Origin of the sequence: Sinomonas sp. (assembly GCF_036848755.1) — a bacterium.
Lineage (GTDB): Bacteria > Actinomycetota > Actinomycetes > Actinomycetales > Micrococcaceae > Sinomonas.
In genome coordinates this window covers 24,051-34,790 of the sequence record NZ_DAIUJO010000036.1, presented here as the reverse complement: position 1 = coordinate 34,790, position 10,740 = coordinate 24,051, and the positions used below count along the sequence as shown (strand labels likewise).

Sequence of the window (10,740 nt, the reverse complement as noted above, 5' to 3'; positions counted from 1 at the left end):
AGACAGGCCCGAACGAAGCCCCCTTGGGGCTTCTTCTTCAGTCTACGCTCGCGCTTCGGCCCCTCAGCCCGAGGTGGCTCAGGCGGCCCTGATAGGAGTCTTCCCGTCCGCCGACGATGCGGCCTGGTTCTCCCTCGCGAGGAACGCGGAGAGCTCTCCGATGGTGCTCATGAGCGGTGCGGGGAAGACCACCGTGGTGTTCTTGTCGACGCCGATCTCCACGAGGCTCTGCAGATTGCGCAGCTGCAGGGCGAGCGGGTGGGCCATCATCGTGTCTGAGGCCTGACCCAGAGCTGTAGCGGAGATGGCTTCGCCCTCCGCCGCGATGATCTTCGCCCTCTTCTCCCGCTCGGCTTCGGCCTGGCGCGCCATGGCCCGCTTCATCGTCTCGGGCAGCTGGATGTCCTTCAGCTCGACGAGAGTGACTTCGACACCCCAGTCGGTCGTGAGGACGTCGAGGATCTCGCGGATGTCCCCGTTGATGCGCTCGGTCTCCGAAAGGGTCTGGTCGAGCGTGTGACGGCCGACGACCTTCCGCAGCGTGGTCTGCGCGATCTGGTTGATTGCGGCTGCCACGTTCTCGATGGCGACAACCGACTTCACCGCATCGACGACCCGGTAGTAGGCGACAGCCGAGACGTCGACGCTCACGTTGTCCTGGGTGATGATCCCCTGCGACTGGATAGGCATGGTCACGATCCGCAGGCTCACGAGCGGCAGGTGGTCGATGATCGGGATGATGAGGCGGAACCCGGGCATCCGGACCCCAACGACGCGGCCGAGCCTGAACAGGACGCCCTGCTCGTACTGCCGGACGATGCGAATCGACATCCTCGCGACGATGAGCACTACAACGATGACGACGATGAGGACTGTCAGAGCGATGGGGCCCATGAGGATCCCCTCCTTAGAGGGGGACGAATCCGGAATGCCAGGTTGGCTCCGGGATGTCCCTTTCTCCATTGTCCCATCCACCGCCTGAAACTGGCTCCGAAAATCGATGAGAAAGAATTTGTCCGGCAGGAGAAGGCTGCGCGAAGCCAAGACGCCGAAGACAAGCAGGCGTAACCTGAGCGGAGGGGGAAATTGCGCGAAGACTGAATGTTGCGCTGCCCCGGGGAGGTTCGACAAATCATGGATCAGCACGACGAAACAAGTGGGCGCAGGCGCGCAAATCCGGTAACCAACAGGTATTTGGCCCTCCAGAAGGAAGTGCGGGAGTCGGGTCTCCTCGAGCGCCGCCGCGGCTACTACATCGTGCTCTTCACCATCCTCGCCACAGCGTGGACAGTCGCTTGGACGGGGTTCGCCCTGCTGGGTTCGACATGGTTCCAACTGCTGATCGCGGCCGGGCTCGGCATCTTGATGACCCAGTTCGGATTCCTGGCGCATGAGGCGGCCCACCGGCAGGTCTTCACGTCGTGGAGAGTCAACGAGTGGTCCGCCCGGATTGTCGGCAACGGATTCACCGGCATCAGCTACGCCATGTGGCAGCAGAAGCACTCGCGGCATCACTCAAACCCCAACGTGATCGGCCAGGACCCGGACATCAAGCCCGGAATGATCGCATTCCATGACGCCGTGGCAGCCGCACGCCCCCGCGCTTTCCGATTCTTCACCCGGCACCAGGGCTTCCTGCTCTTCCCCTTCCTTCCGTTCTTGGGGATTGCCCTGCAGGTCGACTCGTTCAAGTTCCTCTTGCGCCGAGCCCCGGTGGAGCGCCGGGCCGTGGAGCTCGCGATCCTTGCCGCCCGCGTGAGCGCCGTGCCAGCCTTGGCGTTCTGGCTGCTCTCGCCGGGAATCGCAGCAGCGTTCCTAGGGGTCCAGCAAGGGATCTTCGGCCTCTATATGGGCGCCACCTTCGCCCCCAACCACAAGGGGATGAAGATCTTCCCTGCCTCCTCGAAGGCAGACTTCCTCACCCGCCAAGTCCTCGCCTCGCGCAACGTCGCGGGCGGCCGCTTTATGGACGTGTTCATGGGGGGCCTCAACCGCCAGATCGAGCACCACCTCTTCCCTACCATGCCGCGCCCGGCGCTGCACCGCGCCGAGATCCTCATCCGGCGTGAGTGCGCGGAACAGGACATCCCCTATACGACCACGGGCCTCCTGACCTCCTACGGGATCATCGTGCGGTACTTGAACGCAGTCGGAAACGGGCTCGGCTCAGTGTTCGAGTGCCCCATGCTGGAGCAGCACCGTTCCGTCTGACCACTCGGCGCCCGCGACCGGCTGCCCTCACATGTGCACATGCAGCCGTCGCGCAGCCTCGGAGATCGAGCCGGAGAGCGAGGGGTACACGGCGTACGTTCCGGCGACGTCGTCGACGTGGAGTTTCTGCTCGACGGCCAGTGCGAGGCCGAAGATGAGCTCTGAGGCGTTCGAGCCCATGACCACGGCCCCGATCACCGTGCCAGTCCCCTTGCGGGCGATGATCTTCACGAACCCGTCGGTCGTGTTGCGCATCTTGGCGCGCGCGTTGCTCTTGAGGCGCAGCGTCACGATGTCGCCCGGGACCTTCCCACTCGCGACGTCCGCCTCGGAGACGCCGACGGATGCGATTTCCGGGGACGTGAAGATGTTCGAGGCGACGTAGTTGAGATTGAGGGGCGTCGTCTGGTCGCCGAGGAAGTGGGCGACCGCGATGCGGCCCTGCATGGCCGCGACCGAGGCGAGCGCGAGGACGCCGGTGCAGTCCCCCGCGGCGTAGACGTTGATCGCGGTGGTGCGGGAGACGCCGTCGACCTTGATGTGGCCGCTCTCAGAGAGCGCGATCCCCGCCTCCTCGAGCCCGATGTTCGCGGTGTTCGGGATCGAGCCCACGCACACGAGGCAATGCGAGCCCGTCACCTTGGTGCCGTCCCCGAGGACGACGGCGACGCCGTCGCCCGTGCGCTCGACGGCGGCCGCACGGGACCGCGAGAGGACGTTGACACCGCGCCGAGCGAAGACCTTCTCGAGCAGCTCGGCCGCATCCTCGTCGGATCCGGGGAGCACCCGGTCGCGCGAGGACACGAGCGTGACCTTCGCCCCGAGCCCGTTGTAGGCGGAGGCGAACTCGGCCCCCGTGACGCCGGAACCGACGACGATAAGGTGCTCGGGGAGTTCCTCGAGCGTGTAGATCTGGGTCCAGTTGAGGATCCGCTCGCCGTCGTACCGCGCGGTCGGAAGCTCGCGAGGATGGGCCCCCACGGCGAGGATGACGGCGTCCGCCTCGATGCGCTCGATGCCGTCCTCGGTCGCGACCTCGATCGTGTGCTGCTCGGCCAGGCGCCCCTCGCCCATGACGAGGCGCACCCCGAGTTGCTCGAGGCCCGCCCGGATGTCCTCCGACTGCTGACGGGCCAGGCCGAGGAGACGCGCGTTGACGGCGCGGATGTCAACTCGCTTGACTGGCTGGCCGTCGTGCTCGCCGAAGCGGACGCCGAGCGCGGAGGCCTCCTCGACGCGGGTCATGAGATCAGACGTCGCGATGAGCGTCTTCGACGGCACGACGTCCGTCAGCACGGCGGACCCGCCGAGCCCGGCGCGCTCGACGACGGTCACTCGGGCTCCGAGGGAGGCTGCCACGGAGGCGGCCTCGTAGCCCCCAGGGCCGCCTCCCAGAATTGCGATGTGGGGCACGCTGAAGTCGGGGTTCGTCGTCACGGATACCCATTCTGCCTGCCCGTCCCGCGCTCCACCACCTCCCAGAGCACAGGCCCGCGTGATGTGGCGCACGCCTCCCCGTGCGGTGTGCCACGCGCGCAGTGGCGTTGGTAGGTTTCTACCTGTGACGACTTCCGAGCCCTTCGAGCTGGCCCAAGCCGCCGCGGACCATCTTGCCGAGGCCACCGGCGTGGCCTCGCACGACATCGCCCTCGTCCTCGGCTCCGGCTGGAGCGGCGCGGCGGACCTCATCGGAGAGGTCACGGCCACCGTTCCCTCGGAGGAAGTCCCGGGCTTCTCGGCCCCTGCAGTCGTAGGGCACGTCGGGACCATCCGCTCCGTGCTCCTGCCCAACGGGAAGCGTGCCCTGGTCCTCGGCGCCCGGACGCATTACTACGAGGGCAAGGGAGTTCGTTCCGTGGTCCACGGGGTGCGCACAGCGGCGGCGGCCGGGTGCTCGGTTCTCGTCCTCACCAACGGCTGCGGGGGCCTCAACCCCGCATGGCGCCCTGGAACGCCCGTCCTGATCAGCGACCACATCAACCTCACGGCCACCTCCCCTCTCGAGGGGGCAACGTTCGTGGACCTCACGGACCTCTATTCGCCGCGCCTGCGCGATCTTGCCCGCGGCATCGACCCGTCCCTCGGGGAAGGCGTGTACGCACAGTTCCCGGGGCCGCACTACGAGACGCCCGCCGAGGTGCAGTACGCGCACCGGATCGGTGCTGACCTCATCGGCATGTCGACCGCGCTCGAGGCCATCGCCGCTCGGCACGTCGGCATGGAGGTGTTCGGCATCTCCCTCGTGACGAACCTCGCCGCCGGGATCAGCCCCACCCCCTTGAGCCACGAGGAAGTGCTCGCGGCCGGGCAAGCCGCAGGCCCGCGCATCTCGAGGCTCCTTGCCGACGTCATCGCGAAGATCTGAAGGGTTCCCATGAGCACCTCACCGGCAGAATTCGAAGGGCTGCGAGCTCGCGCTGAAGCGTGGGAGGCCGCGGACCCGGACCCCGAGACGGCCGCACAGCTTCGCGCCATGGTCGAGCAGGCCGCCGAGGGACAGGCCGCAGCGTCCCAGGAACTCGCCGACGCGTTCGGTGGCCCGCTCGAGTTCGGGACAGCCGGGCTTCGCGCCGCACTGGGCCCGGGGCCGAACCGGATGAACCGGGTCGTGGTCCGGCGGGCCGCGGCCGGCGTCGCGGAGTTCATCCTCGGGCGCGTGAGCGGGCACCCCTCGGGCGACCGGCCACGCGCCGTCGTCGGCTTCGACGCCCGCAAGAACTCGCACGCGTTCGCCCTCGACACCGCGGCGATCTTCACGGCGGCCGGAATCCAGACGTTCCTCCTGCCCGCCGCCCTGCCGACCCCGGTGCTTGCCTACGCCGTGCGCGCCCTCGGCTGCGATGGAGCGGTCATGGTCACGGCGAGCCACAATCCCGCCCAGGACAACGGGTACAAGGTGTACCTCGGCGGGCGGGCGGTCGACGACGAGGGGCGGGGCGCGCAGATCGTCGCACCCATCGACGCCGAGATCGCAGAGCTGATCGACAGCGTGGGCGCGGTGGAGGACATTCCGCTCGCCGACTCCGGCTGGACCGTCCTCACTCCCAATATCGCCGCCGAGTACCGCGCGAGCGTCGCTGGTCTCGCCCGCCCGGACCTGTTCCCCGCGCGCGACCTCAAGATCGTCCTGACGCCGTTGCACGGGGTCGGGGGAACGACGGCGCTCGGGCTCCTGCGCGAGGCGGGCTTCGCTGAGGTGACCATGGTCGAGGAGCAGGCCCTGCCGGATCCTGGCTTCCCCACCGTCGCCTTCCCGAACCCCGAGGAGCCGGGCGCGCTCGACTTGGCGTTCGAGACGGCGATCAGAGTGGACGCGGACATCGTGATCGCGAACGACCCGGACGCGGACCGGTGTGCCGTGGCCGTCCCCGATCCCGTGACGCACGAATGGCGCATGCTCCGCGGCGACGAGGTGGGCGCGCTGCTCGGGGCCCACATCGTCCGGCGCCTCGGGCTGGCCGATGGGGGTGCCCAGTCGGGCGAGGGAGCTGACGCCCCGCGCTACGTCTTCGCGAACTCGATCGTCTCGTCCCGGCTGCTCGGGCGCATCGCGCAGGCTGCTGGGATCGAGCACCGGGAGACGCTGACCGGGTTCAAATGGATTTCACGCGTCCCTGGTCTCACGTACGGCTACGAAGAGGCGCTCGGCTACTGCGTCGCGCCGGAGATCGTGAGGGACAAGGACGGCATCTCGGCCGCTCTGCTCCTCGCTGAACTCGCGGCCGACGCGAAGGCCCACGGCGAGTCCGTCCTCGACAGGCTCGACGCGCTGCAGGTGCTCCACGGGGTGCACCTGACCGACCAGCTGAGCGTCCGTGTCGCGGATCTGGGACTGCTCGACGCCATGATGGTCCGGCTCCGCGAGAATCCGCCGGCCGCCTTCGCGGAGTCCCCCGTCGAGACGGCGGCGGACCTCTCGGAAGGCTCGGCCGAGCTGCCTCCCACCGAGGGACTGGTCTGGATCACCCGGGACGCTACCCGGGTCATCGTGCGTCCCAGCGGAACCGAGCCCAAGCTCAAGTGCTACGTCGAGGTGATCCGCCCGGTCGACAGCTCGGCCGAGCTGGCAGACGCCCAGGCGGCGGCCCGCCAGACGATGGACGCCGCGCTCGAGGACATCCGCGAGGCGCTCGGGCTCTGAGGGCCCCTCACGCCGCGATCTGGACGATCCCGTCCACGACGCGTGCGGGGAAGGCCGCGAGGGGGGCCCCGCTGCCGTCGAGCCGCTCGCCGGTGAGCAGGTCGTAGACCTGCTTGTGGAGCGGGGAGGCAATCGTGGGGCGGTCCCCGCGCGAGCCCACGATGCCGCGGGCCATGACGTGCGCCTCGGTGGCGGGGTCGCGCTGGTCGACCGCGTAGACGTCACCCGTGGAGAGGCGGAAGACGGCGACCTGCCGTCCCGCGACGAGCGCGGCCTCGCCCCAGTTGGGCTCGAGGTCGTCCAGGTTGCACACGCTGTGCCAGGTTGGCAGAACGTTCCCGGCGGCAGCTTCGAGAGTGTCCACGTCGTCCGTCAGGGCCAGTGCAGGGGCTGTGATCGTCATGCCTCAACGCTACGGAACGCCTCGTTTCGCCCGGGTTGAAGCTGTGTCACACCGAAGTAAAACCGGCCTCACTGATGCGGAAACATGCTCGTGACAGCGAAGTTAATCCACCGTTACACGAGGGCAACTGACGCGAAATCGCCCCTTCCTACGCTGGAGGAAACCCCGCCGGACTGGCCGGCGCCCTTCAACGGAAGGCACCACGTGAGCATGCCCACCCCCATCGAGCCCGGCCCGGCTGGGGCCCCGCGGCGCGTCGTCGTCGTCGGCGGCGGCCCCGCCGCCCACCGCTTCGTCGACGCCATGGCTGCCCGGGGTCTCGAGGGATTCGAGGTCACGGCGCTGACCGAGGAAGCCCATCTCCCCTACGACCGGGTCGCACTGTCCAAGGCGCTCCTCGCCGACGTCGACCTCACCCTCGGCGACGCGAGCATGTGGGACACCCCTGGCGTTGAGCTCCGGACGGGGGCGAAGGCGGTCCGCGTCGACACGGAGTCCCGGGTGGTCTACACCGAGGACGCCCGGGGTCAGCTTCACGGGCACCCCTACGACGAGCTGGTCCTTGCCACGGGCTCCAACGCCGCGCGCCTCCCGATCCGGGGCGCTGACAAGAGCCACGTCTACCGCACGCTCGACGACGTCTGGTTCCTGCGCCGCGAAATCCGGCGGCTCGCGGACGAACTGGGCCGGCAGCCGGTCGTCGCCGTCATCGGCGGTGGCCTCCTGGGCCTCGAAGCCGCGGCCGGTGCGCAAGACCTCGGCGCCAAGGCCGTCGTCATCAACGGCGCGCCGTGGCTCATGAACACCCAGCTCGACGAGGGCGCTGGCCAGGCCCTCGGGCGCCTCATCGAGGCGAAGGGCTTCGACGTCCACGGTGGCGTGTTCCCCTCCGAGGTAGTCGTCGAATCCGCGGACGGGGCCGACGGCGGGAAGGTCACCGGAGTCCTGATGGCGGACGAGCGCGTCATCCCTGCTGACCTCGTCATCGTCGCGATCGGCGTCCGGCCCCGCGACGAGCTCATCCGCGCCACGGTGGAGGCGGCGACGACGGACGAGGCGACCGCGTCGGGAAAGCCGACGTTCGAGCTCGGCCCGCGCGGGGGCGTCGTGATCGACGACGCGTGCCGCACGGGCGTCGAGCGCGTGTGGGCGATCGGCGAGGTGGCAAGCTTCAGCGGGATGTGCCTCGGGCTCGTGGCACCGGCCAACACGATGGCCGAGATCGTGGCCGACCGTCTGCACGGCGGCAAAGCGACGTTCCCCGGCTTCGACACGGCCACGAAGCTCAAGCTCTCAGGAGTCGACGTCGCGAGCTTCGGCGACGCTCTCGCCAAGGAGCCGGGCGCGCTCGAGATCGTCTACGCGGACCCCGCCCGGGGCGTCTACCAGAAGATCGTGACGACGGACGATGCGACCACGCTCCTCGGGGGCATCTTCGTCGGGGACGCCGCGCCGTACCAGAGCCTCCGGCCGCTCCTCGGGCGGGAGCTCCCGGCCGAGCCTGGCGCCTTCCTCTCCGCCGCGGGCGGCGGAGAGGCCCCCGAGACCGAGCTGCCCGACGACGCGATCCTGTGCTCCTGCAACAATGTCGCGGCGGGAACACTGCGCGACGCGGTGAACGCCTGCGGCACGTGTGAGGGGAAGGAGCCGGTGCGCGACGTCGCGGGCCTCAAGGCCTGCACTCGCGCGGGGACCCAGTGCGGCTCATGCGTGCCCATGATCAAGAAGCTCCTCGAGAAGGAGCTGCAGAAGTCCGGGGTGACCGTCTCGAAGGCCCTGTGCGAGCACTTCGAGCTCTCCCGCCAAGAGCTGTTCGACGCGATCCGCGTCCTCCAGCTCACCTCCTTCGAGGACATCCTCGACCGTTACGGCAGGGGGGCGGGCTGCGACATCTGCAAGCCCACCATTGCCTCGATCCTCGCGTCGCAGCACTCGGCCTACGTGCTCGACGGCGGTCGCGGGACGCTTCAGGACACGAACGACCGCGCCCTCGCGAACATGCAGAAGGATGGCACGTACTCCGTGGTGCCCCGCATCCCGGGCGGCGAGATCACGCCCGAGAAGCTCGGGGTGATCGCCGCCGTCGCGCAGAAGTACGGCCTCTACACGAAGATCACGGGCGGCCAGCGCATCGACCTGTTCGGCGCACGGCTCGAGCAGCTCCCCGAGATCTGGAAGGAGCTCATCGACGCCGGGATGGAATCCGGCCAGGCCTACGGCAAGAGCCTGCGCACGGTGAAGAGCTGCGTCGGGTCGACGTGGTGCCGGTACGGGCAGCAGGACTCCGTGGGCATGGCGATCCAGCTCGAACTGCGCTACCGGGGCCTCCGGAGTCCGCACAAGCTCAAGCTCGGCGTCTCCGGATGCGCGCGGGAATGCGCGGAGGCCCGCGGCAAGGACGTGGGCGTCATCGCGACGGCCGACGGATGGAACCTCTATGTCGGCGGCAACGGCGGCGCGACTCCAGCCCACGCGCAGCTCCTCGCCAAGGACCTCGACGACGAAACGCTCATCAAGTACATCGACCGCTACTTCATGTACTACATCCGCACCGCCGACCGCCTGCAGCGGACCGCCCGCTGGCAGGAAGAGCTCGACGGCGGCCTCGAGCACGTTCGTCAGGTCGTCGTCGAAGACTCGCTCGGGATCGCCGCCGACCTCGAAGAGGCGATGGCGCGCCACGTCGAATCGTACGAGGACGAGTGGGCGGCCACCCTCAAGGACCCCGAGCGACTGCGCCGCTTCCGCTCGTTCGTCAACGCACCCGACGCGGCCGACGACTCGATCGTCCACGTCGCCGAGCGCGACCAGATCCGTCCGGCGACACCAGCCGAGCGGGTCGCCCTCGGCGCGACCATCCCCGTCCGCGCTGCCATCTCTCCGCAGGCTGAGGAGGTCTGACATGCAGCTTGAGATCGCTCTCGACGGGACCGCCGTCGTCCTTCTGGGCGAGGCCGACCGGGCGCGGCAAGCCCTCCTGCGCTACCGCCGGGCGGCGGCGTCCGTGGCCCACTTCGACTCGCCCGCCGCGTTCCGGGCCGCCGTCGGGCTTCCCGCGCGCCCGGGGCTCGTCGCCGTCGTCCGCAGTTCTTCGGCAGGGAGTGCGGCAGGGGCCGCGCACGACGACGAGTGGGCTCCGGTGCTCGACCACTACCGCAGCGCGGGGGTGCCGATCGTCCGGGAGCCGGCCGCAGGCCGGCGTGGACGGGTGACGCTCGTGGGCGGGGGGCCGGGCTCGCATGGCCTCCTCACCCTGGACGCCGTCGAAGCGTTGCGGGACGCCGACGTCGTCCTGTTCGATCGGCTCCCGCCGTGGCGCGAGCTCGGACGGCTCACGACGGCGGAACTCGTCGACGTCGGAAAGCTCCCGGGGCACCACAAAGTGCCGCAGGAAGAGATCAACCGGCTGCTCGTCGAGCACGCTCGGGACGGCGCGGACGGGCGGGGACTCAACGTCGTGCGGCTCAAGGGCGGCGACCCCTTCGTGTTCGGCCGCGGCGCCGAGGAGGTCGAGGCGTGCGCGGCGGCGGGGGTTCCGGTGCGCGTCGTCTCCGGCATCTCGAGCTCGATCGCCGTGCCCGCCGCCGCCGGCATCCCCGTGACCCACCGCGAGGTGAGCCACTCCTTCACGGTGATCTCGGGCCACGCCCCCCTCACGTCCGACGAGCACACGCACCTCGCGGGCCTCGCGGCCGCCGGGGGGACGCTGGTCGTCCTCATGGGCATCGCGAACCTCCCGCATCTCGCCGCTGGGCTGCGCCGCGCCGGCCTGCCGGTCCGGACGCCGCTCGCCGTCGTCGAACGCGGCCACCAGGCGGGGCAGCGGACCACGGTGACGGACCTCGGGCACGCGGAGGCGGACACCGGCGCCTGCGGGAACCCCGCGGTGATCGTGATCGGAGAAGTGGTCCGCGCCGCTGGCCCCCTCCGGGGTGACGCCGACGGGCTCGGACTGCGCGAACTCGCGGATGCGCTCATCGCATGA

The 10,740-nt window shown here is 69.5% G+C and carries 8 protein-coding genes; 5 read left to right on the top strand and 3 right to left on the bottom strand.

Annotated features, from left to right (window positions below):
* Window positions 1-78: 78 nt before the first annotated feature.
* Window positions 79-894, bottom strand: coding sequence for a slipin family protein (locus tag V7053_RS07960; RefSeq protein WP_334171737.1), 816 nt, complete (start codon window positions 892-894; stop codon window positions 79-81).
* Window positions 895-1,194: 300 nt separating this feature from the next.
* Between V7053_RS07960 and V7053_RS07955 the strand changes: the two genes are divergently transcribed.
* On the top strand, window positions 1,195-2,211 hold the full coding sequence (locus V7053_RS07955; protein ID WP_334171736.1) for a fatty acid desaturase family protein: 1,017 nt from the start codon (window positions 1,195-1,197) through the stop codon (window positions 2,209-2,211).
* 27 nt (window positions 2,212-2,238) lie between these two features.
* Here the strand turns inward: V7053_RS07955 and V7053_RS07950 are convergent, their stop codons facing one another.
* Complete coding sequence (locus V7053_RS07950) at window positions 2,239-3,648, bottom strand: NAD(P)H-quinone dehydrogenase (RefSeq protein WP_334171735.1); 1,410 nt, start codon at window positions 3,646-3,648, stop codon at window positions 2,239-2,241.
* A gap of 124 nt (window positions 3,649-3,772) precedes the next feature.
* Between V7053_RS07950 and V7053_RS07945 the strand changes: the two genes are divergently transcribed.
* Window positions 3,773-4,576 (top strand): purine-nucleoside phosphorylase, encoded by an 804-nt coding sequence (locus tag V7053_RS07945; protein ID WP_334171734.1) that lies wholly within the window; start codon window positions 3,773-3,775, stop codon window positions 4,574-4,576.
* A 9-nt stretch (window positions 4,577-4,585) separates the two neighbouring features.
* Window positions 4,586-6,352 (top strand): phospho-sugar mutase, encoded by a 1,767-nt coding sequence (locus V7053_RS07940; protein ID WP_334171733.1) that lies wholly within the window; start codon window positions 4,586-4,588, stop codon window positions 6,350-6,352.
* Between the two features lie 7 nt (window positions 6,353-6,359).
* Here the strand turns inward: V7053_RS07940 and nirD are convergent, their stop codons facing one another.
* The gene (gene nirD, locus V7053_RS07935) at window positions 6,360-6,755 is read right to left on the bottom strand and encodes a nitrite reductase small subunit NirD (RefSeq protein ID WP_334171732.1); all 396 of its coding nucleotides are present in this window, start codon (window positions 6,753-6,755) and stop codon (window positions 6,360-6,362) included.
* Window positions 6,756-6,965: 210 nt separating this feature from the next.
* On the opposite strand from nirD, the gene nirB reads away from it, so the two are divergent.
* Both nirB and cobA read left to right on the top strand, forming a co-directional pair.
* The gene (gene nirB, locus V7053_RS07930; protein ID WP_334171739.1) at window positions 6,966-9,656 is read left to right on the top strand and encodes a nitrite reductase large subunit NirB; all 2,691 of its coding nucleotides are present in this window, start codon (window positions 6,966-6,968) and stop codon (window positions 9,654-9,656) included.
* Between the two features lies 1 nt (window position 9,657).
* Window positions 9,658-10,740, top strand: a complete 1,083-nt coding sequence (gene cobA, locus V7053_RS07925; protein ID WP_334171731.1) for a uroporphyrinogen-III C-methyltransferase — start codon at window positions 9,658-9,660, stop codon at window positions 10,738-10,740.